At 56.8% G+C, this 25,412-nt stretch carries 20 protein-coding genes; 14 read left to right on the top strand and 6 right to left on the bottom strand.

Annotation, left to right across the window (positions count from 1 at the left end; all coding sequences use genetic code 11):
- The first annotated feature begins 27 nt into the window (after positions 1 to 27).
- From JTM80_RS10865 to JTM80_RS10835, 7 genes are all read left to right on the top strand, one after another.
- On the top strand, positions 28 to 513 hold the full coding sequence (locus JTM80_RS10865; protein WP_205371339.1) for an ABA4-like family protein: 486 nt from the start codon (positions 28 to 30) through the stop codon (positions 511 to 513).
- A 258-nt stretch (positions 514 to 771) separates the two neighbouring features.
- Positions 772 to 924, top strand: coding sequence for a hypothetical protein (locus tag JTM80_RS10860; RefSeq protein WP_172357810.1), 153 nt, complete (start codon positions 772 to 774; stop codon positions 922 to 924).
- A 35-nt stretch (positions 925 to 959) separates the two neighbouring features.
- Entirely contained in the window at positions 960 to 2,315 is a 1,356-nt protein-coding gene (locus JTM80_RS10855) for a S8 family serine peptidase (RefSeq protein ID WP_172357808.1), read from the top strand.
- Positions 2,316 to 2,756: 441 nt separating this feature from the next.
- The gene (locus JTM80_RS10850; protein ID WP_172357806.1) at positions 2,757 to 3,404 is read left to right on the top strand and encodes a hypothetical protein; all 648 of its coding nucleotides are present in this window, start codon (positions 2,757 to 2,759) and stop codon (positions 3,402 to 3,404) included.
- A gap of 637 nt (positions 3,405 to 4,041) precedes the next feature.
- A complete protein-coding gene (locus tag JTM80_RS10845) occupies positions 4,042 to 4,860 on the top strand; it encodes a fatty acid desaturase (protein ID WP_172357804.1) in 819 nt (272 codons plus the stop codon).
- Positions 4,861 to 5,093: 233 nt separating this feature from the next.
- On the top strand, positions 5,094 to 7,091 hold the full coding sequence (locus JTM80_RS10840; RefSeq protein ID WP_172357802.1) for an alpha/beta hydrolase: 1,998 nt from the start codon (positions 5,094 to 5,096) through the stop codon (positions 7,089 to 7,091).
- A 27-nt stretch (positions 7,092 to 7,118) separates the two neighbouring features.
- Positions 7,119 to 8,222: an AI-2E family transporter gene (locus JTM80_RS10835; protein ID WP_172357800.1), complete on the top strand. Its 1,104-nt coding sequence runs from the start codon at positions 7,119 to 7,121 to the stop codon at positions 8,220 to 8,222.
- A 117-nt stretch (positions 8,223 to 8,339) separates the two neighbouring features.
- On the opposite strand, the gene JTM80_RS10830 is transcribed toward JTM80_RS10835, so the two are convergent.
- Positions 8,340 to 9,368, bottom strand: a complete 1,029-nt coding sequence (locus JTM80_RS10830) for a glycosyltransferase family 2 protein (RefSeq protein WP_172357797.1) — start codon at positions 9,366 to 9,368, stop codon at positions 8,340 to 8,342.
- Between the two features lie 428 nt (positions 9,369 to 9,796).
- Positions 9,797 to 11,857 carry an excinuclease ABC subunit UvrB gene (uvrB, locus tag JTM80_RS10825; protein ID WP_205371174.1) on the bottom strand — a complete coding sequence of 687 codons (2,061 nt, stop codon included), beginning with the start codon at positions 11,855 to 11,857 and terminating at the stop codon, positions 9,797 to 9,799.
- Between the two features lie 264 nt (positions 11,858 to 12,121).
- On the opposite strand from uvrB, the gene JTM80_RS10820 reads away from it, so the two are divergent.
- A complete protein-coding gene (locus JTM80_RS10820; protein ID WP_225906823.1) occupies positions 12,122 to 12,643 on the top strand; it encodes a phycobiliprotein lyase in 522 nt (173 codons plus the stop codon).
- 106 nt (positions 12,644 to 12,749) lie between these two features.
- Here the strand turns inward: JTM80_RS10820 and JTM80_RS10815 are convergent, their stop codons facing one another.
- Both JTM80_RS10815 and JTM80_RS10810 read right to left on the bottom strand, forming a co-directional pair.
- Positions 12,750 to 13,085, bottom strand: coding sequence for a DUF86 domain-containing protein (locus JTM80_RS10815; RefSeq protein ID WP_172357791.1), 336 nt, complete (start codon positions 13,083 to 13,085; stop codon positions 12,750 to 12,752).
- The gene (locus JTM80_RS10810) at positions 13,082 to 13,438 is read right to left on the bottom strand and encodes a nucleotidyltransferase family protein (RefSeq protein WP_172357789.1); all 357 of its coding nucleotides are present in this window, start codon (positions 13,436 to 13,438) and stop codon (positions 13,082 to 13,084) included. Before JTM80_RS10810 ends, JTM80_RS10815 begins: the two co-directional genes overlap by 4 nt.
- Before the next feature lie 256 nt (positions 13,439 to 13,694).
- On the opposite strand from JTM80_RS10810, the gene JTM80_RS10805 reads away from it, so the two are divergent.
- Both JTM80_RS10805 and JTM80_RS10800 read left to right on the top strand, forming a co-directional pair.
- Positions 13,695 to 15,473: a S8 family peptidase gene (locus JTM80_RS10805; RefSeq protein WP_205371173.1), complete on the top strand. Its 1,779-nt coding sequence runs from the start codon at positions 13,695 to 13,697 to the stop codon at positions 15,471 to 15,473.
- Between the two features lie 301 nt (positions 15,474 to 15,774).
- The gene (locus JTM80_RS10800) at positions 15,775 to 16,680 is read left to right on the top strand and encodes a M48 family metalloprotease (protein WP_172357785.1); all 906 of its coding nucleotides are present in this window, start codon (positions 15,775 to 15,777) and stop codon (positions 16,678 to 16,680) included.
- Between the two features lie 144 nt (positions 16,681 to 16,824).
- On the opposite strand, the gene JTM80_RS10795 is transcribed toward JTM80_RS10800, so the two are convergent.
- On the bottom strand, positions 16,825 to 18,126 hold the full coding sequence (locus JTM80_RS10795) for a glycosyltransferase family 4 protein (RefSeq protein WP_172357783.1): 1,302 nt from the start codon (positions 18,124 to 18,126) through the stop codon (positions 16,825 to 16,827).
- A 465-nt stretch (positions 18,127 to 18,591) separates the two neighbouring features.
- On the opposite strand from JTM80_RS10795, the gene JTM80_RS10790 reads away from it, so the two are divergent.
- From JTM80_RS10790 to JTM80_RS10780, 3 genes are all read left to right on the top strand, one after another.
- Entirely contained in the window at positions 18,592 to 19,917 is a 1,326-nt protein-coding gene (locus tag JTM80_RS10790; RefSeq protein WP_205371172.1) for a bluetail domain-containing putative surface protein, read from the top strand.
- A gap of 279 nt (positions 19,918 to 20,196) precedes the next feature.
- Entirely contained in the window at positions 20,197 to 20,529 is a 333-nt protein-coding gene (locus JTM80_RS10785) for a hypothetical protein (RefSeq protein WP_172357779.1), read from the top strand.
- 113 nt (positions 20,530 to 20,642) lie between these two features.
- A complete protein-coding gene (locus JTM80_RS10780; protein ID WP_172357777.1) occupies positions 20,643 to 20,864 on the top strand; it encodes a hypothetical protein in 222 nt (73 codons plus the stop codon).
- 292 nt (positions 20,865 to 21,156) lie between these two features.
- Here JTM80_RS10780 and JTM80_RS23590 read toward each other — a convergent pair whose 3' ends face one another.
- On the bottom strand, positions 21,157 to 21,897 hold the full coding sequence (locus JTM80_RS23590) for a GNAT family N-acetyltransferase (protein ID WP_390820382.1): 741 nt from the start codon (positions 21,895 to 21,897) through the stop codon (positions 21,157 to 21,159).
- A gap of 112 nt (positions 21,898 to 22,009) precedes the next feature.
- Here JTM80_RS23590 and JTM80_RS10770 point away from each other — a divergent pair, with 112 nt between their 5' ends.
- The gene (locus JTM80_RS10770; RefSeq protein ID WP_172357775.1) at positions 22,010 to 25,369 is read left to right on the top strand and encodes an SNF2-related protein; all 3,360 of its coding nucleotides are present in this window, start codon (positions 22,010 to 22,012) and stop codon (positions 25,367 to 25,369) included.
- Positions 25,370 to 25,412 lie beyond the last annotated feature (43 nt).

Here is a 25,412-nt window from a genome sequence, read left to right as displayed (position 1 = left end):
CCCCAACCCGTCACCCACGCGTCACCCATCATGCTCGAACTCCTTTTTAACGCTGCTAACCTCTTCGTGCTGCCCTTCTGGGCGCTGATGATTTTCTTGCCCAATTGGGGCATGACGCGCCGGGTGATGCAGTCCTACCTGCCCTTTGTGGCGCTGGCGGGGCTGTATGTATACCTGTTTGCCAGCAACCTCACCACGACCTCTGCTCAGGATTTTGCCAGCGCTCAGCTTGCGGACATTGCGCGGCTATTTAGCAATGAGGCGATCGCCGCAACGGGCTGGGTGCATTATCTGGTCATGGATTTGTTTGTGGGGCGCTGGATTTATTGGGAAGGACAGCGGACAGGCGTGTGGACGGTGCATTCCCTGGCGCTATGCCTGTTTGCCGGGCCGATGGGGCTACTGTCGCACCTGATCACAAGCTGGCTCTGGCGCAGCAAATCGCCGGAAACTACCCCCTCGGAAGCAGCCACCGCCTCACCCGACTCGACCCAGGTCGGCTCCTCAACTTGAGTTCCGATTAATACCCGACCGGCCTCCCGAAATTGACAGAAAACGGCCGGAAGCCGATTTGTTTTTGCGGGGGAACTATTTTGCACCAAATGTCGCCATCAGAACTGGGGGGACGGGCCCGCCGGTCGGATTCGAGCGGCGATCGCTACCATACAGGTGTATGGCAGGGCTGGGGAATTCGGTTCGGAACTGAAGTAGCAGAGAGAACCCGCAATTCAGATTTAATTGATATCATATATTGGTATCAGAAAGCTCCGTGTGATGCTGCGTGGGGCGATCGCCAAAAAACTCCGTAAAACCACCGGGATGGGCGATCGCGCTGATGAAGATTACGACAGGGCTTGCATTGGGGACATGCATTGCAAAAGCCGACTGCGCCCAGTTTTGCTACAACACTGGGCGATGAACTAGGACACCAGCGAACCAGAAGGGGAGGTTCATAACCGATGAGCATCGAAGATAAGATCTCGCCTGCCTTTGACCCGCTGCTTGCCGAGCGAAAATCCAACGAAAAGATTGATGCAATCGTCATCTACGAATCTCCCAAGCTAGAAGACTTGCCGACGCTGGAGGAATTGCGAAGCAACAAAACGCGCCTGAGCTATCTCAAAGAGCGGGCCAAGCATCAGCAGGCAATCCAGGCGCAGTTGTTTGAGAGCTATCAGACGCAGGGAGCAAAGCATTTCCAGAGCCACGAAGAACCGGCGATCGCCCAGATTGGCTCTGGAGCCTTGCCGGTGGCAGCCGTCGAGGTAACCCGCAATTCCCTACCTATGCTGGCCCGCCATCCCAACGTGGTTGCCATATTGCCCAACCAGCGCGTTAGGCTGATCCAGCCGCAGGACGTGTCCTACGAGTTGCCCGATCGCCAAGAGCTAGAGCAGGGCGCAACCTGGGGTCTGCAATATCTGGAAATTCCCGAACTGTGGGAAACCACCAAGGGCGCGGGCGTGCGCGTGGCCGTGCTGGATACGGGCGTTTATGGCGAACACCCGGCGCTTCAGGATCGCGTGAAAGAGTTTGTGGTGATCGATCCACTCGGCCGCACGATTAAGACCTCGACCAGCTTCGACAGCGACCAGCACGGCACGCACGTCTGCGGCACGATCGCAGGGGGGCAAACGCCGCAGGGACTCGCCATTGGGGTTGCGCCAGAGGCCGACTTGGTGGTGGGCGGCGTGCTGAACGGCTCTGGCACAACGATCGCCCTGGTGCGCGGCCTCGTGTGGGCGGTGGAAAACGGAGCGCAGGTGATCAATATGTCCCTGGGGTTCAGTTACTACGACCCCCGATTTGGGCTGATTTTTGAGGAACTGATGCAGCAGTATGGGATTGCCTCGGTGGTGGCGATTGGCAACAGCAACCACGGCAATTCTTGTTCTCCAGGGAATGCCTACAGCGCCTTTGCGGTCGGCGCGGTGGGTCGCATGTCTCGCAACCGAGCCGATGTCGCCTTTTTCAGCAGCGGAGCCAGTCTGGTCTATCCCGACCCCAACCATCAACTGGTGACGAAGCCCGATATCGTTGCCCCTGGCTGCAATGTGTATTCTTGCATTCCGCCGGAGGGCGAATCGGAAGGGCACGAGTACGCCGTGATGGATGGTACTTCGATGGCTACGCCACACGTTTCTGGGGCGATCGCCCTGCTGATGGCCGCCAAGCCCGACGTACCCACGACCGCAATCCTAGAAGCCCTCTGCCAGACCGCCAAACATCCCGATGGCGACAAATATCGTCCCGACAATCGCTGGGGCTATGGGCTGATTCAGCCGCTAGAAGCGCTCGAAGCGCTGAATTCTTAGCAAATTTCTAGCCAAAACTTCAGTTCTTCAATTCTTCATAGGACTTTCATAGACTTACGCAGTTGGATAATTTCTCGCGGGCTGCGCCTGGGAGAAATTATCCAAAACCCAAAGAGCTTATCGCAAGTGCGTAAGTCCTGTCTTGATAGGACTTTCACAGGAGTTTCATAGACTTACGCAGTGGGAAGGTTAATTTGCTGGATGCGCTGCCTTGCGGAACCTTCTGTCTTGCGTCATACTGCGCTTGGCAGAGTTTTCTGAAGTTTCTGTCATTGCTTTGAGTTTTCGGATAGGCTGAAGGAACACACTTGGGTTGCAGATCATTGTCTCCGTTTCCAAGGTGAGCTTGAGGTTGGCTAAGCTATGGCAGACGCGCTGCGAGATACGGACGGCTGGTTGAGTCGCGATATAGGTTCTCTAAGTTCTCTGGAGTCTTCGCCTATGCAACAGGCAGAGACTGCAAGGGATTGCCATGCCGCTTATCGAGAGGGTCGGGAAAGCGCCAGTCATGGCACAGATCGTCAGGGCGATCGCGCTCAAGAGCGTTTTCAAGATCGCGTTCAAGATAGTTTGGCTAGAAAAAACGCGCCTGAAATCGAGCCTAGAATTGAGACTAAAGACACTAAACCTGTTAAGCCTGAAATTCGCGTTGCTTCACCCAAGCATCTGTCCAAAATCAGCCCGGAATTTGGCGCACGGCTGGAGCATCTGAAGCCTCAGCAGAAAATTCGGGCGGTGGTGATGCTGGAAACCGATCGCTCTGAGGGTGGAGGAGGGCCAGGTAGCCCGATGCCGCCTGCCCCAGCCCGCCGCCAAACGCCAGAGGAAAGACAAGCGGCGATCGCCCGCATACGCACCGCCGCCCAGCGCTCTCTGGAGGAAATTCGCCCCATTTTGGAAGCCTTTCACGCCAATTTGCTTGCGTCCTCTCCCGACGCGGTTGGCGCAGTTCCAGTCGAAATTGACGCGGCAGGCATTCCCGCACTGGCCCAATCCAATCGGGTTCGCACGATTTTGGAAGACCAGGAAATCCACACGATTGACGGTTCGCGAGTGCGGCGATCGCGTCCTTTGCCCTTCTCTCGCTGAGTCGGTTTATCTCTAAAATCAGGTCTTTCTTGGATTCTTCTCGTTTCGATCTGCCTGTGCGGTTGCAGTCTGCTGCATCCGTTGCACGAGGTAATTTGGAGGGTGCATCCCACTTTTGTACCCCTCACCCTAAATCTTTCTCTCAAAGCGGGAGAGGGACTTCCAGTCCGATTGCTTTTCTCCCAAAAAGGCAGAAAGGGCTGGGGGATGAAGGCAAACTTGCAGAATTGGGATGCGCCCAATTTGGAGTACCTATCTGCGCTCCAATTCGCGCCCCAGTCCGCGCCCTAATTCGCGCCCCAGTTCGCGCCCCAGTCCGCGCCCCAGTTTGTATCCGAAGTCCGCGCCAATCTTCACGCCAGCATTCCTGCGTGTGGTGGGCTTTCCTTGACCCAGCGACCATTCCCCGAAATGATGAGCTTGGGGCGGAGTGGATGCGCCTGTGCCAATTTTGGATTTTAGATTGGCGATTTTGGGCTGCCAGCTAGTTGCCCATCTAGTTGCCCAGCTAATTGCCCAGCTAATTGCCCAGCTAATTGCCTATCTAGCGGCTCAGCCAAGCGCATGTGACCTGCTCCTCAGCCCAAACCTCTGCCCCCTTACCCCCTGACCCTTTATACAGTTTTCGTTGGATTTTATGACTATTGCTCCGTTAACTCGACAAAAGCCCCGATACGTCGTCCTGCTATTTATGGTGGGCGTGCATTTGGGGGCGCTGCTGGCGCTGTTGCCAGGAATGTTTAACTGGGGGGCGATCGCCCTTCTCGTCTTTCTGCATTGGGTGACAGGCGGGTTGGGCATCACCCTGGGCTGGCATCGGCTCGTTAGCCACCGCAGCTTTCAGGTGCCCAAGTGGCTGGAATATCTGCTGGTGTTTTTTGGCACGCTGAGTATGCAGGGCGGCCCGCTGGAGTGGGTCGGGCTGCACCGTCACCACCACGTCCATTCCGATCAGGAGCGCGACCACCACGACTCTGGCCGCGGCTTTTGGTGGAGCCACATGGGCTGGATGTTTTACGATGTGCCCGCCATGGCCGAAACCGACCGCTACACCCGCGATATTTCTGGCGATCCGGTTTATCAATTTTTTCAGCGGCATTTCTTCTGGATTCAGGTGGCGTTTGGCGGGTTGCTATACCTGCTGGGGGGCTGGCCGTTTGTAATTTGGGGCGTGTTTGTGCGGCTGGTGGTGGTATATCACTGCACCTGGCTGGTGAACAGCGCCACCCACCGCTTTGGCTATCGCAGCTATGATTCGGGCGATCGCTCGACCAACTGCTGGTGGGTGGCCCTGCTGACCTACGGCGAAGGCTGGCACAATAACCACCACGCCTTCCAGTATTCCGCCCGCCACGGACTGGCCTGGTGGGAGCTTGACCTCACCTGGGCGACGATCGCCCTGCTGCAAAAGCTGGGACTTGCTACTCAGGTCAAGCTGCCCAGCGCCAAGGCTTAGCGTAAATCTGGCATGAATCTGGCGCGAATCTGGCGTGATTCTGGCGTGTATCTCTGGTGATTCCTCTACGGGGGCTCATCTAAGGCTTTGTTAACTTCCTGCACCAGACCAGACGCAGGGTTCTAAAATTTCGGGAATATCCCGGCGCGGAATTTTAAGCCGCCGCGAGTTCTGGATCACTCTCCGGATCAACCACGGTCTGGATCACCAACGGTCGCAGAAGGAGAACCTTCATGGGTGCAACACAGCTAGAGGAGGCGCTGCCCTATCGCTGGGCAGAGTCGTCAGCGGGGCGTGAGGCCTGTGCCAATGACCAGCGCTGGCTGGGGGGCATTGTGGCAAATGCGGCTCCTTTTTCGGACTGGTGGGCCAAGGCGCGAATCGTGCAGCTTGCCTACGAGCCGATGTATGACGCAGATCCCGCAGTGTATCAGGGAAAGGCCGACCCCAGGGCGATCGCCGATGCGCTCCATAACGAACTCAAAACCCATGCCCAAGCCTTTGACTGGGCCCAGTGTCAGGAGCGCTATCCCGGCTTTTGTCGGCTTGTAGACGAAGAGTACGTCATCAAAACGCTGAACCACTGGAAGCGCCGCGAGTTTACCAAAGCCATTGGGCGAAACTTTGAGGTGTATCGCTATCTGGGGCAGGAGGGCAAGCAGGGCGAATGCGGCGAGTGGTGTACCCAGAATACGTTTCTGGTGGTCAGCACGGCATCGGTGTCGCTGGCGGTCGAGCGATCGCTCCCCAACCCCAAGCTGTTTCGCCCGCTGTTTAATGTCGATGAGCTGGCGGAAATCATTCACCAGCGAAACATCCGCGCCCTGACCCTGCGGACGCACGGCTACGCCAACCCGGCGGGTGGCTTCTACAAGTTTCTTTCAGACGAAGCCAACTACCTCTTTGCCAAACCCAAACCCGGCGGGGAACCCACCGACACGCTGGGCGAAGAGCATCTCTACATCGGCTATCACTGGCCCAGCGAACAGCCCGTGTTTAACCGGGGGCTGATCCGGGACTCTATGAGCAATCTGGAAATTTTAATGAAATTTCTGGGGAGCCTGCTGCTGCTCAGCTTTATTCCCAGCGTGGTGCTGATTGGCCTCACGGAACTGGCAGAGAAGATTGACCTTGTACGGGATGTGGGGCCGCAGTGGCATCTGGCGATCGCCGCTGGGGTCTTTTTCCTGTGGCTGTCGCTGCTGATGCTGTTGCGGTCGGTGGTCTATCAGCGCGATCGCTACCGGGCGATTCACTATGGCGCACCGGATCTCGCGGAATTTTTCTGGCGGCTGGATAAATCGCTGAAGCGGCTCATGCTTCAAGACATGGGGCTGCCGGAGCGCGACGAGCGGGTTCAACTGGCCCTCAAGCGCAGCCGCAAGCTGGTGAACCTGATTGGCCACAGCATGGGCGGGCTGGTGCTGGTGAACGTGCTGCGGGTGTTGTCGGATCGCTTTGGCAAAGATGACCAGGAATCCAATGACGATGGACTGGGCGACTGCCTCAAGCTGGGCAAGCTGATTCTGGCCTCGCCCGATATTCCCCTGGAGCTGCTGCGGGAAGGGCGAAACAACTACGTCCGCTCTGCCATTCGCCGCTGCGAGCAGATTTACCTAATGTCGAGCGATCGCGACATTGTGTTGCGCTATCTCTCCACCCTGGGCAACTGGTTTAGCGAACCCAGCGTGGAAATGTCAGGTCTGCGCCTGGGAAACGTGTTTTTGCCGCCCAACCCAGAGAAAGAAATCCAAAAAACGCCCCGCCGCAAGCGCCGCCGAGAGCAGCTTAAGATTTTGCTGATTCGCGGCGCAATTTTGACTCGTCAGGCGGTGCGTCCCACGTCTGCCTATGACCTGTTTGAAAATTTCAGCTACCTGGACTGCTCCAAGATGAAGGGCGTGAACGCGGTTGCCCTGGAGCTCAACCCATTCACCGCGATTCCCATCGATGCGATTAACACGTTCTTCTATCTAACAGGGCGCATCGACGTGCATGGCGGCTACTTTTTCACCTATACGCCCACGTTCAAGCTGCTGCCTTTTTTGATGCAAGTCACTGCGCCCAGCGAAGAAGATGTCCGCCACGAACTGGATCGCTTTGATGAGCGCGACACGATTCGGTTTCTCTATCGCGCCATTCCCACACCGGGCAGCGTGGACATCGACACAAGCGTCGTCGAGTCGGACGAACAGAGCGACATCGCGATAGGATCATCAGAAGCGCCCTAACTTCTGGTTTTTGCCACTGCGTCCCTCATGCTTGAGTCGTTGAGTCGATTACCCCGCATTTTTACGATTGGGCTGATTTTCCCCGTCGTGTTTCTCAACGCTTGGCTGCTGCTGCTGTTTGCCCAGTGGCTCCAGCCGCTAATCAGCACCCTGATTGCCGCAACGCTCGTTTCTTTCTTGCTGGACTATCCCATCCGCTTTTTGCAGCAGCGCGGTGTGCGGCGCAGCATTGCCGTCGGAGTCGTGTTTCTGCTGTTCCTGATTGTGCTGAGCGTGCTGCTGGTGTTTATCGTGCCGCTGATTTTGCGCCAGTCGAACGAGTTGCTCACCCGCCTGCCAGAATGGCTGAAGTCTGGCCAGCAGCAGTTGAAATCGCTGGAAGCCTGGGCCATTGAGCAACAGATTCCGGTAGACCTAAGTACGACGCTGAATCAGCAGATCGAGCGGCTGACGGGCGTGCTGCGATCGCTCACCACGCAGGTCATCAGTCTGGTCTTTAGCGCCATTGGCAGCATTGTGAATATCTTCCTGACGGTGGTGTTCACGATTTTCCTGGTGCTGCGGGGCGAACAGCTTTGGGCGGGAATTTTGGGCTGGCTGCCGTCGCCCTGGGGCGATCGCATTCGGCAGTCGCTACCGCAAAACTTTGAGCGCTTCATTGTGGGACAGGCGACGCTAGCCACCATCATGGGTCTGTCGCAAACGGCGGCAATGCTGATTTTGCGAATTCCTCTGGCAGAGCTATTTGGCCTGGGCATCGGTGCGGCCAGCCTGATTCCCTTTGGCGGCAGCACGACGCTGGTGATCGTCAGTTCCCTGCTGGCGCTGCAAAACTTTTGGCTGGGTGTAAAAGTGCTGATCGTCGGCGCGGTGATTATCCAGATTTGCGAAAACCTGATCGGCCCGCGCATTGTGGGCGAGTTGACGGGGCTAAACCCTGTGTGGATGCTGATTTCGCTGGATATCGGGCTGAAGGTGGGCGGTGTGCTGGGGCTGCTGGTGGCAGTGCCGATTGCAGGCTTCATCAAGGCAACGGTGGACACGGTTCGCACCAATCGGGGCAACCTGCTGGAGGCGCTGCTGGCTAGCTCGGCTGCCTCAGAAAATCAGCCCGTAGATGTGGCGCAATAGCTAGCGCAAAAGTTGACGCAGTTAGCACAATTAGCGAAATAGCCAGTGCAACAATTCAACCAACAATTCAACAATTAACGCAATGGCTGCCTCGCGCAATCGTTGCAGATTAGAGGATTACGGCTCCGAAACCCCGTGCGAGAAGGATTGGGGATGGGGCAAATCCTCGAAGCCACCTGCCTCGGCCAGGGTGTAGAGCGGGCGGCCGCGCACGTCTTCGTAGATGCGCCCGATATATTCGCCGAGAATGCCAATGCAAATCAACTGCACTGCGCCCAGAAAAAAGACAGCGATCGCAATCGTAGCAAAGCCCGTTAGCCGTGAGTTGGGTTCAAACAAGCGCCAGTAGACCACCAGCCCCATCATCAGCAGGGCGATCGCCGCCGCCGCCATGCCCATATAGGTCGAAAGCCGCAGGGGAATAATCGAAAACGACACCAGCCCGTTGATCGCCAGCGCCAGCGACTTGCGAAAGGTATACTTCACCTCGCCCGCAAACCGGGGGTCGCGGTCAAACAGCACCGCTGTCTGCCGAAAGCCCACCCAGGCGCGGAGTCCGCGAATGTAGCGGTTGCGCTCTGGCATCCGATTCAGCAAATTCACCACTGCGCGATCCATCAGGCAAAAGTCGCCCGTGTCCGTGGGAATGTCCACATCCGCCAGCTTCCGCAAAATGCGATAAAAGCCGTAGGCCAGCCCGCGCTTAAGCAGACCTTCCTGTTTGCGGCGAGTCCGCTGGGCGTAGACCACCTGATAGCCTTCCTGCCACCGTTCCACCAGTTGCAAAATTAGCTCCGGCGGATCTTGCAAGTCGGCATCCATCGTCACCACTGCTTTGCCCCGTGCAAAGTGCAGCCCCGCCGTCACTGCTGTCTGATGCCCAAAGTTTCGCGCAAAGCTGAGGTAGCGCACGCGGGGGTCTTGCTGGTGCAGGTCGCGCAGCATGGATAGCGTGCGATCGCCGCTGCCGTCATCAATCAAAATTAGCTCTGCGTCTCCATCCAGCGACTCCATAACCCGGCTGACGCGGCGATATAGCTCTGGAATATTCGCCTCTTCGTTGTACACAGGCACCACGATGGAATATTTGGGGAAATCGCTGCATCGAGAACCTCCGGATTGTGACGACCTCGACTGTCCGATCATGGGCGTGACGTGGGTGTGAGGTGGGTGTGAATAGAGTGGCGAATCGGGTTGCGAATGGGTCTACGAACCACTTTGGAATCTAGATCTCACTTTCAACTGACAAAGTGAAGAGACGACTCTCAAGCAATTGTGATAAGGCTTTTGTGAGTCGGCTTTGAACGGGCGCATCCCAGGGCTGCAAGTTTGCCCTCATCCCCCAGCCCCTTCTCCCAGAGCAGGAGAAGGAGAGCCGGATTGGAAGTCCCTCTCCCGCTTTGAGAGAGGGCTGTAGGGTGAGGGTTACAAAAGTGGGATACCCCCGCTTTGAACCAGGTTTGGTCGTTTATTTGGATATTGTTTATTTGGATATTGTTTATTTGGACATTGTTTATCTAGACATTGTTTATCTGGACATTAAAATTGAACCTTAAACTGATTACACTTGAGGACTAGCGACGACCCGTGAGGCGATCGCGCAATTGCTTAATCTTGTCGCGCATTTTAGCAGCCTCTTCAAACTCTAGCTTCTTCGCGGCTTCCTTCATTTCGGCTTCCAGCTTCACGATCAGGTCGGGAATATTTTCCAGGGGCAGATCCTCCGATTGGTCGATCATTTCCTCCAGTTCGTGGGCGCTGACTCGGCGCGACACTTCCAGAAATTGCAGAATCGCATTGTTTTGGCGACGAACGATCGGCTGCGGCGTAATGCCGTGTTTCTCGTTGTATTCCATCTGGATCTGGCGGCGGCGCTCGGTTTCCTCGATGGCTCGGGCCATGCTGTCGGTGAGGTTGTCGGCGTAGAGAATGGCCTGTCCCCGGACGTGCCGCGCTGCCCGGCCAATGGTCTGAATGAGCGATCGCTCTGCCCGCAAAAACCCTTCCTTATCTGCGTCCAAAATCGCCACCAGCGACACTTCTGGCAAGTCTAATCCCTCCCGCAGCAGGTTCACGCCAACTAGCACATCGAACGCCCCCTGACGCAAATCTTGCAGGATCTCGATCCGCTCGATGGAATTGATCTCGGAATGCAAATAGCGCACCCGAATACCACGCTCTTGCAAATATTCAGTCAGGTCTTCGGCCATGCGTTTGGTCAGCGTGGTGACCAGCGTGCGCTCGCCTTTTTCCACGCGATCGCGCACCTCGCCCAGCAGGTCATCGATCTGCCCATCCGTCGGCCGCACAAAAATTTCTGGATCAAGCACCCCCGTCGGGCGAATTACCTGCTCCACCACCCGCCCGGTTCCGCGAAGGTAAACACTCGATGCGTCTTTGCCTTCGCCCGTTGTTTCAAATACGCCATCCGACACCTGCAACTCCCAGTCGCCCGGTGTGGCTGATACGAAAATGCACTGATTCACTTTTTGCCAGAATTCTTCGTCCTTAAGGGGGCGGTTGTCGGCAGCGCTGGGCAGACGAAACCCATGTTCGATCAGGACGGTTTTGCGAGCGCGATCGCCGTTATACATGCCCTTCAACTGCGGCAGCGTAACGTGCGATTCGTCAATCACCAGCAGCCAGTCCTTGGGGAAATAGTCCAGCAAACACTCCGGCGGCGACCCGGCCGGGCGACCTGCCAAGTGTCGCGCATAGTTTTCCACGCCGTTGCAATAGCCCACTTCCCGCAGCATTTCCAAGTCGTAGCGGGTGCGCTGCTCTAGCCGCTGGGCTTCCAATAACTTATTTTCGCTTTCCAATTCCGCCAGCCGCTCCTTGAGTTCATCCTGAATGGCAATGCAGGCCGCCTCCAGCCGATCCTCCGGCGTGACAAAGTGTTTGGCAGGGTAAATGTTCACCGATTCCATGCTTTGCAGCGTCGCACCCGTAATCGGATCGATATAGCGAATGGCATCGATTTCGTCCCCAAAAAACTCAATCCGAATGATTCGATCTTCATAGGCCGGGCCAATCTCCAGGACATCGCCTTTGACCCGGAATCGGCCCCGCCCCACGTCCAGGTCATTGCGCTCATATTGCACGGTGGAGAGATCGCGCAAGATCTGCCGCTGATCCGTCTCCATGCCCACGGCAAAGCGAACCGATGCGTTCAAATACTCTGCCGGAATTCCCAGTCCGTAAATGCAGCTAATGGAGGCCACTACGATCACGTCTTTGCGCTCAAACAGCGATCGCGTTGCAGAATGGCGCAGCATGTCGATTTCTTCGTTAATCGACGCGGTTTTGGCAATGTAAGTATCCGTCACCGGAATATAGGCTTCCGGCTGGTAATAATCGTAATAGCTAATGAAATATTCCACTGCGTTGTCAGGGAAAAACTCCCGCAGCTCATTGCACAACTGCGCCGCCAGCGTTTTGTTGTGGGCCAGCACCAGCGTCGGCTTGCCCACGTTCTGAATCACACGAGCGATGCTGTGGGTTTTGCCCGTGCCCGTTGCACCCAGCAGGGTTTGGTAGCGGTGTCCCTGCTGCACGTAGTCGGTGAGTTGAGCGATCGCCCTTGGTTGGTCGCCCTTTGGCTCAAACGGTGCCTGAATGTTGAACGATGACATACCCGTTGTTAAATTGCTGAGAACAAGCAGCCCTCTTACATCATGCCGGATTTGACCCTTTTCGGGGTTAGATGGGAACAATATATCTGGGCGATCGCTGAGAATAATTACCCATCCAGGGGGCCCTAAAATCCCACCCTCTGGGTTATATTAAAAAGAATTACAGAAACGCAAGCATGAATTGACAAAAGTGCAGGTTTCCCCATTTACTTTATTAACCTTAGTTGCGAGTGTGAGGACAGTTCGGTGACGTTTCAGCCTTCTTTGACCACAACCGCAGGCGATTCCCAAATTGCCGAATTCTTTCAGCAGTCTGCTGGCGAATGGCGCTCTGAGCGGCGCTACTACACCCTGCCCGACGGCGAAACCAAGGAAATGGTCAGCCAGATTCAAGTCCGCTTTTTGTCCCAGGGCTGCGACGAACTGCGCCACCTCGCCCGCCTGCACAAACTGGAAGATGACACCTGCCTCACCTGCGGCACGGAGGTCGTCTGGAATAGTGCCGAGGCGCTATCAGGACGCACCCAGTCCAGAGGCTCTACCCTCTTCGGCGCAATGGGAAGTCTACTGTACCGCGATCGCGGCTTTGCCACCACCAAGCCTGTCACCGCGCTCTACTACTTCACCAACCCCCAAACCCTCTGCCTCCGCACCGAATACAAAGGCTCCTCCTTCGAGGAGGAAATCAAGCTCATCGGGCAACTCTACCGCACCCGCCAGACCATCATTACCCGCGAAGGCGAACAGCAGATGATTGGGCAATATCTGGAAAAGCGAATTGTTTAGAGACTGGGAATAGGGGCAGCTTTGAAGCAACCCTGGCCTATCTAGCTGCCAAGTTCACGCAGAATTGCACGTAGAGAACTAGCCGCTATATGGCTCAATACCCTGCTTATTCGAGAGAGGCTTCGAGCTGAGCAATAAGCGATGGCAAATTGTAGGTCACTGTATTCCAAACAATATTAAAGTTGACATCGAAGTAGGCATGAACGACGCGATTTCTCATGCCTATAATTTCACTCCAGGGAATATCTTGAAACTCTTCCCGACGCTCTGGAGATACGTTTGCTGCGGCTTCGCCAACAATTTCAATCAGCCGAACGATTGCCAGTGTTAGCACTTCGTTTGACTCCAAATCAGCTTGAGTTTTACCCTGTGTAAATTCGCAGGCTTTTCTGGAATAGTCCAGCATATGTTGCAGGCGAGTTGTATCGTCAATTTTGGTCATGTTCGCGCATATTGAGTAACAGCTTCATCAATTACTTCTTGCCGAAAATAACGGCTGAGTTCCTGAGGTGTTCTGAGATCCGCTTTTCTACCAATCATGGTAGATAGCTCATTTTCGATACGAACGATTTCAAAATATCCAATGCGAGCTTCTGGCAAAAATTCCACTAGGAAATCGACATCGCTGCGATCTGGATCAAAGTCGTCGCGCAGGATGGAGCCAAATAGCGAGAGTTTACGAATGCGGTGCTTCTGGCAAAAATCTGCAAGCTTGGCGCGATCGAGCTTGATGTACGTCAGGTTTGCTGCAAGGGCTGGAGCAATACGATCCGGCAACAAAGGAGAAGATGTCATAGGGCGAGATCTGGTGACAGTGGGGAGCGTGGAGAAATCGTCTGGGTTTTGGACTTACTTCTCATTTTCGCTGAGTCTTGCGCTTTGATGATGGCACCTCCGGCTTGCAATGGCTGCTAATCCTGAACCCCAGACTTGAAGTAATTTAGAGCGAATTAAAGCGAAAGCTTCTCAGTTGCGTTTCTTAACTCTGCCCTCCAACTCCGCTAGCGCCTGAGCTATCGTTGGGAAGAAACACTTCCTGGGAGTCGGAGCGATGGGACGGCTGTGGTGGATTGGGCTGTTTTTGGCGGGGCTGATCTTGGCGCTGGGTCATGTGCCAGGGCTGGGCAGTCGGGGCGAGTATGAGTCGATTGTGCTGGACTTTCGGGATGACCTGACGGCGGCAGAAGTGGAGCAGCAGCTAGGGGCGATCGCCCAACAGTTCAGCATCACACCCCAACTCAACAGCGCCTTTTCTCAGGCTGAGCAGGTTTACATTTTGCCAGGAGATCAGCGAACCCTGCGATCGCTCCGCCGCTCTGACCTGCGCCGCTATACAGAATCCATCGACCCCAACTATATCTATCGCACACTGGACGTGCCCAACGACCCCGACTATCCCAAACAGTGGAATCTCCAGACCCTTCAGATGGAATCTGCCTGGAACGAGAGCAAGGGCGCGGGCACGACCATTGCCGTCATCGACACGGGCATTGCGCCTGTGCCCGATTTGCAGCAGACCAAGTTTGTCCCCGGCTACGACTTTGTAAACGACCGGGAAGAGGCGATCGACGACAACGGCCACGGCACCCACGTCGCTGGGACAATCGCCCAATCCACGAACAACAATCTCGGCGTAGCGGGCATTGCCTACGAAGCCAGCCTGATGCCGCTGAAGGTGCTGGGCGCGGAGGGCGGCGGCACGGTGACGGACATTGCTGAGGCGATTCGCTTTGCTGCCGACCACGGGGCGGACGTAATTAACCTCAGCCTGGGTGGGGGTGGCGACGCGGGCGTGATGCGGGATGCCATCGACTATGCCCACGGCAAAGGCGTGGTGATTGTGGCAGCGGCAGGCAACGCCAACACCAACGCTGCCGGATTTCCCGCCCGCTATGGCAACGTGATTGCCGTGTCGGCCGTGGATGCCACGGGAGCCAAAGCGCCCTATTCCAACTTCGGCGCGGGCGTGGACATTGCCGCACCGGGCGGCGCGTTTGAGGGCGAAAACGACGCAGGCGGCATTTTGCAGCAAACTATCGATCCGGAGACGGGCGAACCCGTGTTTCGTGCCTTCCAGGGCACCAGCATGGCCGCGCCCCACGTTGCCGCCGTTGCTGCGCTGGTGAAATCCGTAGGCATTACGGAACCGGAGGCGATCGCCCAAATCCTCAAATCCTCCGCTCGCCAGGTTACGGAAGACCCGCTCAACCACTTCGGCGCAGGCCGGCTGGATGCCAACGCTGCTGTACGGTTAGCCCAGCAGGAAAATCTGGACGTGAAAGACTTCCTGCGCTGGCTGCGCGACAATGGCTATCTCAACCTGCGCTTCTGGTTTGATGGCGGCGCGGTGGCGCTGTTGCCCAAGCTGGGCATGGTGCTGGGGTCATACCTGCTGGCGTGGCTGCTGCGGCGCTATGTGCCCGTGCTGAGCCTGTCGCTGGGGCTGGGCCTAGTCGCAGGCAGCAGCGGCTTTTTCCCGTTCCGGGGTTTCTATATTTACGACCTGCCGCAATATCCCTTCCGACTTTTGGGTAGCTCGATTCCTGAACTGGGCGGCGCAATATCCGGCAGCGCAGCACTGAACCCGCTCTTCGCCAGCGTGCTGATTCCGTTTGGGCTAGTGGCGCTGCTGCTGGGCCATGCCTGGGGCAAGTGGGTGGCCATCGGCGCAACGCTGGGTGTGGCGGCCTGTTTGGGCATTAGCGCGGTGGTCGATCCGCAGGTGATGGGATTGGGCGCAGGGGCGATCGCCCGTGGATACTTGGCGTTAAACGCGCTGCTCTGTGTGGGTCTGGCAACTCTGGCGGCCAAGGCGGCTGCCCGCGCCTAGTTCCCCACCTCCCTCTTTAGAATCCCTCTAGCGACTTACGCAGGGGGACGATTTCTCGCGGATGCAGCCCGTGAGAAATCGTCCAAAATCCAGAAAGCTTATTGCCAGCGTGTAAGTCCTGTCCCTCTTTGGAAAGGGATGGCAGCGACTGCCGACTGTTAATTTTCTTTCCTCAGATAGACCCTGCCAGGGTAGGCATCTGCGATGCTATAAACACTCGAAGTCAATCTGTCGATTGACTGGGTTTGCACTACGGATTTACACGGATTTACATAGGTTTACACGAACTTACAAGGGTTCTATGGCTGGGATCAATCAGTTCAAAACGCTGGCGCTGCTGGCCTTGCTCAGCGGCTTGATTGTGCTGGCGGGCTATTTGCTGGTGCGCGATGAAACGGGTCTGTATTACGGGCTGGCATTTGCAGCGCTGAGCAGCTTCGGCTCCTGGTACTATTCCGACCAGGCAGCACTGGCGGCGTTTCAGGCCAAGCCCACGCCGCGAGAAGAGGCTCCAGCGCTGTACGACCGCATTGAAAAACTGTGCGATCGCGCTGGGCTTCCTATGCCTGCGGTGTATATCGTGCCGTCAGAGTCGCCCAATGCCTTCGCCACCGGCCGCGACCCCAATCACGCGGCGATCGCCCTCACCAAAGGCCTCATCAAGCTGCTGCCGCCAGACGAGCTGGATGCCGTTATCGCTCATGAACTCACCCACGTCCGCAACCGCGATACGCTGACGCAAGCTGTGGCGGGAACCCTGGCCGGATCGCTCACCTACCTAGGGCGCATCCTGACGCTGGGCGCACTCTATTTTCCAGTGTCGCGGGCGGGGCGACGCGGCAACAATCCCCTGGCAATCTTGTTTTTGCTGGTGGTGGGGCCGCTGGCAGCGGGGCTGATCCAGATGGCGATTTCTCGCACGCGGGAGTTTGCCGCCGATGCCGGAGCCGCCGAGATCACGGGCGATCCCCTGGCGCTGGTTCGCGCTCTGGAGGCCCTGGAAGCGACAGGACAGAAGGTTCCCATCCACGGCAATCCTGCCTTTGCGCCGCTATTCGTCGTGAATCCTCTATCGCGGGAAGGGCTGATGACGCTGTTCATGACGCACCCGCCTGTTGAAGAACGGATTAAGCGGCTAAAGGAAATGGCCGCACGAGCCGCGAGTTCAGAGACGAATCCGCCGACCGCGTTGAGTCCGTCGGTTTAGGAAGGGGGAAGAGGGAAGAGGGAAGAACGAAGAGGGAATAACGAAAAACGAAGGACGAAGAGGGAAGGGTGACGGGCAATCCAAAATCACCAATCTAAAATCTAAAATCGACATCAGCCCAGACACTAGGATCGTTGATGCTGCTCAGATCAGCGCTTCCGCAGGCGAGAACACCCGACGTTCTGCCAGCACTTCGTGATAGAGCGCCACAATCTGTTCTGCCTTGTGTTCCCACTCAAACTGGCGGGCATGGGCGATCGCCCCTTGCGACAGGCGCAATCGCAGCGCCTCGTCTTCCACTAGCCGTTGAATTTTTTCTGCTAGCGTAGACACCAGATGCTCGCGGGAATGCAGCGGAAGGGTAAAGCCCGTGTTGGGGGTCATGTATTCGGCGATGCCGCCATTGTCGGCAACGATGCAGGGCAGTCCCGCTGCCATCGCCTCCAGCACCACCGCTCCGCCAAATTCCCGAATCGACGGGAAGCAGAAGATGTCCGCCTGACTGTAGTACCGATGTGTTTCTGAATGAGGAACCCAGCCTGCGAATTCTACAATGTCTTGCAGGTCAAGCCGCTGCGTTAGCGCTTCTAAATATTCCCGCTCGGCCCCATCCCCGACGATGGTTAGCTGAGTTTTCGATAATGCAAGGGGCTTAATCTTTGCCAGCGCTTCTAGCAAAATGTCTGCACCTTTGTAGGGCACCAAACGACCGACAAATAGCAGGTTGATGCGATCGCCCTTCTCTCGTTTTGCACCCCGCCCAAAGAACTCCGTCGGAATTCCATTTTCGTAAAACAATCGGAGGCGATCGCCCAATTGAAACCGCTTTTGCAGCATTCCAAAGGTATAGGATGACCCGGCTAAAACGCGATCGGCTTTTTGATAGGTTGCTCGATATCCTGGCAGCAGCAGACCCAGCCCCCGCAGAAAGTTAAAGTACGAAAATTCCCGGCGGGCGATCGCGCCGAACCCTCTGGGAAAAGGAACGCCGCCATTCACCGGGCCCAGAATAAACGGCGTTTGTCCGCAGGCCTGCGCCAGCTTCACCGGATAGCGCGGCATCATCGGCGTAATGGCGTGAACCAGGTCATATTTTCCCCGCCGGACATCGGTGTGAAACAGCCGATAAACTCGATGATTAAATTCCTCGTATAGCAAGTAAGCCAGCACGTTATGCAGCGGCCAATTCACTCGGCCGTTGATCACGGTCAGACGATCAACCAAGTGATAATATCGCCGCATCAAGCGGCTTTCGGAAATGTAGAAAATCTTCTGATCTGGCGCAACTCGCTCCAGCGCATCTCGGTTGCGGTCGTGAGTGATTAATGTCGCATCAACTCGGTCACAAATTGTCCTGAAATATTGATACCCCACGCTGGGCACAGACGGTAGATCCGGATTGCACTGCTCAATCAACAACAGAACTCGAAGCCGATCCGCTGACATACATTGCTCCCTGATCTGGTGGTCTTTGGGTTGATTGCTGGATAGTCATTTGCCCGCTGAATCTTTTTGAAATATTCCTGCGAGTCGCTGCCGAACCGTTTCTAGAGTTATTTAAGAGGGAAGCGCACGGTTGGCATAGTAGTGTGCAAAACGTTTTGTAGCCGTCTGTAACCATCTGAAACTCGGCTTGACGGGAGGGCGATCGCCCCAAAACTGGCTCCAAAATTAGGGCAGATGGGCGATCGCTCTTTCCGCGCTGTGCCTCCAATTCATCTCTACTTTATGAGGCTTCATTAAATCTTTACGAAAAAGCTGCCGAGACAGACCGGGAAATCCCTGAGAATCTAGCCAGAGAAAAGTCTTTAGAAGACTTTACATTGCCTCTTGGGTCAATGTTTTGTGTGGATGCTTTTCTGAGCTAATAAGCAGAAAAGCCATCTTGTTGCAAACTTTTCAAACACCATCATGACGCTGCTCAAACTCACTGCTGCCCAGCCCAACCAGGGTTCTCTCGTGCTGTTTCCCCAAACCATCAGCACGGGCACAGGCTTTTCCGTCAGCTTTGACCTCTACGCCTATGGCGGCAGTGGCGGCGATGGCATTAGCTTCTTTCTGGTGGATGGCAACGCCACGCCGACCCAGGCCGGCGGGTTTGGCGGCTCCTTGGGCTACGCGCCGCGAAACGCCGAGCCGGGTCTGGTCGGTGGTTACTTGGGCATTGGGTTCGACACGGTGGGCAATTTCTCGATTGCCTCAGAAGGGCGCGTGGGGGGACGGCGACCGCCGCTGCAAGATTCGGTCGGGGTGCGCGGCAGTGAGGCAAATAACTATCGCTACCTCACGGGCAGTCGGACGCTGCCCATCAGCCTAGACAATCCGGGGGGGAATCGCACCCAGGCGCGGCGGGCTGTGCAGATTGAACTGTCGCCGGCCGGATTGCTGTCAGTGTTTGTCGATCTGAACGGCGATCGCGACTTTAATGATCCTGGCGAAGTGGTGGTTGATCGATTCAACGTGGTGCAGGCGGGCAATGGCCCCGTCCCTGCGACGTTCAAAATTGGCTTTGCGGCGGCGACGGGGGCGCTGACCAACAACCACGAAATCGACAACCTTACGATTCTTTCGTTTAATAAGCGGCCGCTGCCGGGGTTTTCGGTCGGCGGCGCAAACATCATCGGGGGCGATCGCAACGACGTGCTGACGGGCGGCCGGGGCAACGACACCATCGACGGGCGCGGCGGCAACGACACCCTGCGCGGCGAGGCGGGCAACGATACGCTGCTAGGCGGCCCGGGGCGGGACGTGCTGATCGGCGGCCCCGGAGCCGACGTGCTGACGGGCGATGCGGGAGCTGATCGCTTTGTATTTTCGGGACGCAACCGCACCCAGGCACTCCGAACCTCGTTGCTGCGGGCCCCCGACCGGATAACCGACTTTAACCCCACCGAGGGCGATCGCATTCAGCTTGATTTTGACAATCGGCTGAAAACGCGGGAATTGCCCAGAGCCTTGTTTAACGTCGGCGTAATCAACCAACCAGGCATCACCACGCTGGCCCAGGCCGTCAGTACTGCCTACGCCGACACGCGCCCCAGCCAGCCCGGAAATCAGCGGCTTAGGGCAAACCAGGCGCTATTCTTCGAGTTTCAGGGTCAGACCTACCTCTCGGTCAACGACAACAGAGCCGCCTTTCGCCCGAACAACGACCTGCTGGTAGAGGTGACGGGCATTCAGTTCCGTCCGGGGGATGAGCAGCCGGGTGTTCTGTCTGCAAGAAACTATTTTGCATGACGCTGCGTAATTCCTAGATAGATAGCCACGAGATAGATAGTCAGGGCTGTATCAATTCTCGAGCTTGGATTTGCGATTTGGATTGCCAGTCGAGCATCTGCGGGGCTTCTGGCAGCTTCCTTCGTAGCGCCACTTAGGGCATGGAAATGAGGCGCGGCATCGGGTGATCTGTTCTATGCGTAATTCAATCCATTTTTAGTGAAGACCTATAGGTATGGGGCAGATCAGTATCCCCAAACCCAAAGACTCTCCCCAGATTCCACAGGAGCAACGTGCCATATGTCTAACCCGTTCTGCCAAGATGGGCGCGATGAAACGCCCGCTCCCAGCGACCCGACTGAGGCGGCCTGTATGGCGATCGCCTGCCTGCTGCACGAATGGCTGCAAGAGGACATCATCGATGCCCAGGAATTTATCAGCGCGGTGGGACATCTGCCCGTCAGTCTGGCGGTGTTATTTCCTCCACATTTATTTGATGCAGAGCCGTTTGATGCAGAGCCGTTTGATGCAGAGCCGTTCGATGCAGAGCCGTTTGATGCAGAGCTGTTTGATGCAGAGCTGTTTGATGCAGAGCCGCTAGAGTCCGACGATCCACCCTTCGATAGACCCTAGAAGCCCTCCTTTTTACAGAAGCAAATGCCCAGAAATTCGGTGACAATCCCCTTACGCTGATCGACATCAGCCCTGTTGCCTAAACCTTTGCTTCATGGATTGGGAGGGTTCCTGTGTTTAATCTGGTCGAAGCGACGGTCACGCCCCTAGTGCTTAATCACCAGGTTTTGGAAGTGGCCTATGAGCTATATCTGCAAGCGGCGGAAAGCAGCCATCCGGTGATTAATCTGCGTGAGCTTTCTCGAAAGACGGGCAAGAGCGCCCTGACGTGTCGCAACGCGATTGTGGAAGCCAATCAATTAGGGCGATTCCCCAACTGCACACTGGAATCTTGAGGTCTGATCGGCCAGACGCGGGGGACAGCACATCGGGTATATCCCACTTTTGTAACCCTCACCCTAAATCCCCTCCCAAAGGGGGAGAGGGACTTCCAATCTGGCTTCCCTTCTCCCGTTTTGGGAGAAGGGGCTGGGGGATGAGGGTAAACTTGCATAACTGGGATGCGCCCGATAGTTACAGCACATCCCTCTCTTGCTGAGATTGGCAAGACTTGTAGATTAGCGACTCTTTAGACGCGCAACTCTAGACGCGCAACTCTAGACGCACAACTTTTCAGAGTGGCAGACTTTATAGCGCTCGGTAAAGCATAATCGCATCAACGCTTGCTCCGTCGGGTAGCCGAGCGGCTTGGGGAACGCGACCAAGAGTGGAAAAGCCGAGCGATCGCCACAGGTTGAGCGATGGCTCGTTGGTGGCAAAGACCAGGTTGAACATGACGGCGGTGTAGCCCTTGGTGGGGGCGATCGCCAGCATGGTTTCTGCCATCCAGCGGCCAATTCCCTGACCTCGCATGGCAGGTTGTACAATGAAGCCAGCATTGCAGATATGACTGCACCAACCGGGAAAGTTGGGCTTTAGGTAAAAAGCTCCCAAGACTTCCCCAAGCGCAGGCTTAGTAGGCGATGCGCGGTTTGGTGAAGTATCGGTTGAGGTCTTGTCTAACGATAGATTCTGTGGCAACGGGTCTTTGAGCGACATTTCTTGCGATATCGCTTCGACTAACATCTCTTTGGGTGACGTATCCTGAGATACAGGCGGCGGTGCATCCCCCACAGCCCGCACCACATATGCATCCCGGCTCAGCCAATAGGCCGCAAACTCTGACGGAGAGAGGGGCTGAGCATGGGGATAGGTTAATCCTTCGGTTCCTGATGACGTTACAAAATAGTTCAGCAGCGCCCGAACGACTTCGGTTTCTTCTGAGCGCAGGGTATCCAGTTCGGCGATCGCCCCATTGGGCAAGGTTTTCCGAATCGGCAGCGCTAGGGGTAGGGGTGAACCAAGCTCAGATTGCGCCTCTGGCTGCATTTCAATCCATGTCTCAGTCCTTGTCTCAATCTTCCCAGTTTCAGGCTTTCCCGCGTCTTGTCCAGCATTTTGTCCCAGTTCAGCACTGCTCATTGCATCGTTCTCCGCTCGCATGGCAATCTTACACGGTAGCTGGCTATTTCAGCCCCAGGTTTCCTCTCCAAACACCTCAGAATCCGGCAAATCATCAGCGCAGTCCGCAGGCGGGCAATTTTTGATCTGGGGTGAAACCTGGCGGCGGGTCGAAACGAATCGCCTTGGGGAGGGAGATACAGCCCGCAGTATTCTGCGCCACCCCTTTGCGCTGTCGCGGGCGGAGTTGTTGGATTTGTTGCGATCGCTCGACCAATCCCATCGGCTTACTTGGCCAGTCGCCGATGTGCCCTTGGCAGAACCCGTCCCCTCCGCTAGGGGGCGAGGACGCAAGCGCACCGCCACGCTAGAGCCGTCGCCCGCGATTCTCAAAGTCCGCTGGCAAACCCTGCGCCTCTTCTTGCCGACCTACGTGAACGAGAGCGAGGGCGAAACGTCTCGCCTGCCGCAGTATTCCGTTGCACTGCCCGATGGCGAAACAGACAGAACCGAGCGATCGCCCTCGCTGGAACTGCACCCTTGGCAAATCGAGGGGCTGCTGCTGTCGCCGCTAGAAGCGTTTCAATTGCTGAATTCGCTACCCCTATCTACGGTGGGCGATGCAGACTCTTTCATCAGCGGGGATTTGCGCTTTTGGTCGCACGCAGCACGATGGAGCCTGGATCTGCTGGCGCGGGCCAAGTTTTTGCCAGGGCTGCGGCTGCAAGATGGAGCGGCGATCGCCACCTGGCAAGTGCTGCTGGACAGCGAGGTCGATCAGACGCGCCTCCAGCAGTTCTCCCGCCGGATGCCGCCCGCCTGCCGCACCTACCAGCTTCCCCATAGCGCCCCAGACGATGCAGACGATGCAGAATCCCCCTTTCCGGCGGCGCGGCTGGTGCTACTGGATTTTCTCAACCGGGTGACGGAGGCGCAAATTCGAGAGGCGATCGCCGCTCAGCCCCTCCCTGCTGCACCCCTACCCAAAGACATTGCCCTGCGAGAATGGCTGCAAGCGCTGGGCGATGAGAAAGGGGCGATCGCCGCCGAGCCTGCCCGCATCGAGCGTCTGCAATCTGCGCTGACCCAGTGGACTGCACCCATCGCCCCGGTGCTAAACCAGCAAATCGCCGCCTTCCGCACCTGCTTCTACCTGCATCCCCCCGCCGCCGGACAAACGGACTGGACGCTGGAATACTTCCTGCAAGCCACCGATGACCCCGAATTCCTCCTCAGCGCCCGCACGATCTGGAGCAACCCGGTGGATCGGCTGGTCTATCTGGAGCGCACCATTCCCCATCCCCAGGAAACGCTGCTGGCCGGGCTGGGCCTGGCTTCCCGCCTCTATCCCGTCCTCGAACCCAGCCTGCAAACCTCCCAGCCACAGTCTTGCCGACTGAATCCCCTGCAAGTTTACGAATTCATCCGCTCGACCGCGTGGCGCTTGCAAGATAGCGGCTTTGGCGTGGTGCTGCCGCCGAGCCTGTCGCAGGAGCAGGGCTGGGCAAACCGTCTGGGACTAAGCGTCCGTGCCGAAGCCCCCAAAGGCAGCGCGGGCATGGGGCTAAAAAGTCTGCTGAATTTCAAATGGGAACTGACCATCGGCGGACAGCGCATTTCCAAGGCAGAATTTGATCGGCTGGTGGCGCTGAACACGCCGCTGGTGGAGATCAACGGCGAATGGGTGGAACTGCGCCCGCAGGACATCCGCGCCGCTCAGGACTTTTTTGCCAGCCGCAAAGACCAAATGGCGCTGTCTCTAGAAGACGCGCTCCGCATCAGCACGGGCGACACGCAGACCATCGAAAAGCTGCCCGTGGTGAGCTTTGAAGCCTCAGGCGCACTGCAAGATCTGATCAGCACCCTTACTACGGGCAACCAAAACCTATCGCTAATTCCTACGCCGAAAGGCTTTCAGGGCGAGTTGCGGCCTTACCAGCTTCGCGGCACATCCTGGCTGGCATTTTTAGAGCAGTGGGGTTTGGGCGCGTGCCTCGCGGACGACATGGGTCTGGGCAAAACCATTCAGCTCATTGCTCTACTGCTGCACTTGCAGGAAACGGAACAGTTGGAAAAGCCTGTCTTGCTTGTTTGTCCAACCTCTGTGCTAGGCAACTGGGAGCGAGAAGTGAAGCGGTTTGGCCCCAGCCTGCGCGTGTGGGTGCAGCATGGCGACAAGCGTCCCCAGGGCGCGGAGTTTGCCCGCACTGCCCAACGTTATCATCTGGTGATCACCAGCTATGCCCTGGTCTACCGCGATGAAAAAGACCTGAAGCGCGTTTCCTGGCAGGGCGTGGTGCTGGACGAGGCGCAGAATATTAAAAACCCGGAAGCCAAACAATCCCAGGCGGTGCGTCAGTTGGATGCTCAGTTTCGGATTGCCCTGACGGGGACTCCGGTAGAAAACCGCCTGTCGGAGCTATGGTCAATTCTGGATTTCCTCAATCCGGGCTACTTGGGCCCACGCAACTTCTTTCAGCGGCGGTTCAGCGTGCCGATTGAGCGCTATGGCGACACAGATTCGCTAAAAATCCTGCGATCGCTCGTCCAGCCCTTCATCCTGCGCCGCCTCAAGACCGACCGCGACATCATCCAGGATTTGCCCGAAAAGCAGGAAATGACCGTCTTTTGCGGCCTCACGGCGGAGCAAGCGGCGATCTATCAGCGCCTTGTCGATCGGTCTTTGGAACAGATCGAGTCTGCCGACGGCATCCAGCGCCACGGCATGATTCTGGCGCTCCTGACCCGGCTGAAACAGGTCTGCAACCATCCCGTGCTGCTGCAAATAGAAGAGGACGAAGATGATGGCGGGGTTCCCCCAGAGATGGAATCCCCCACGGCGTTTTTGGCTGGGTCGGGTAAGCTGCAACGGCTGACGGAAATGCTGGAGGAACTGCTGGCGGAGGGCGATCGCACGCTGATCTTTACCCAGTTTGCCAAGTGGGGCAAGCAGCTTCAGGCGTATCTAGAACAGCAGTTCAAACGGGAAGTGATCTTCCTCTACGGCGGCAGTTCCAAGAAGCAGCGCGAGGAAATGGTCGATCGCTTCCAGAACGACCCCCAGGGCCCGCGCATCTTCATCCTGTCGCTAAAGGCAGGCGGCGTGGGTTTAAACCTGACTCGCGCCAACCACGTCTTTCACTATGACCGCTGGTGGAACCCCGCCGTGGAAAATCAGGCCACCGACCGCGCCTTTCGCATCGGGCAAACCCGCAATGTCCAGGTTCACAAGTTCGTCTGCACGGGCACGCTGGAAGAGCGCATCCACGACCTAATTGAAAGCAAAAAAGCCCTCTCGGAACAGGTCGTCGGCACGGGCGAAAACTGGCTCACCGAACTCGACACCGATCAGTTGCGGCAACTCCTCCTGCTAGATCGGAGCGCCATTATTGATGAGTAGCCGTTTGGTTAGCGATTTTGGATTGGCGATTTTGGATTTTGGA

It is taken from the genome of Thermoleptolyngbya sp. PKUAC-SCTB121 (genome assembly GCF_016919485.1).
GTDB classification, from domain to species: Bacteria; Cyanobacteriota; Cyanobacteriia; order Elainellales; family Elainellaceae; genus Thermoleptolyngbya; species Thermoleptolyngbya sichuanensis.
This window is presented reverse-complemented; position numbering and strand designations above follow the sequence as displayed.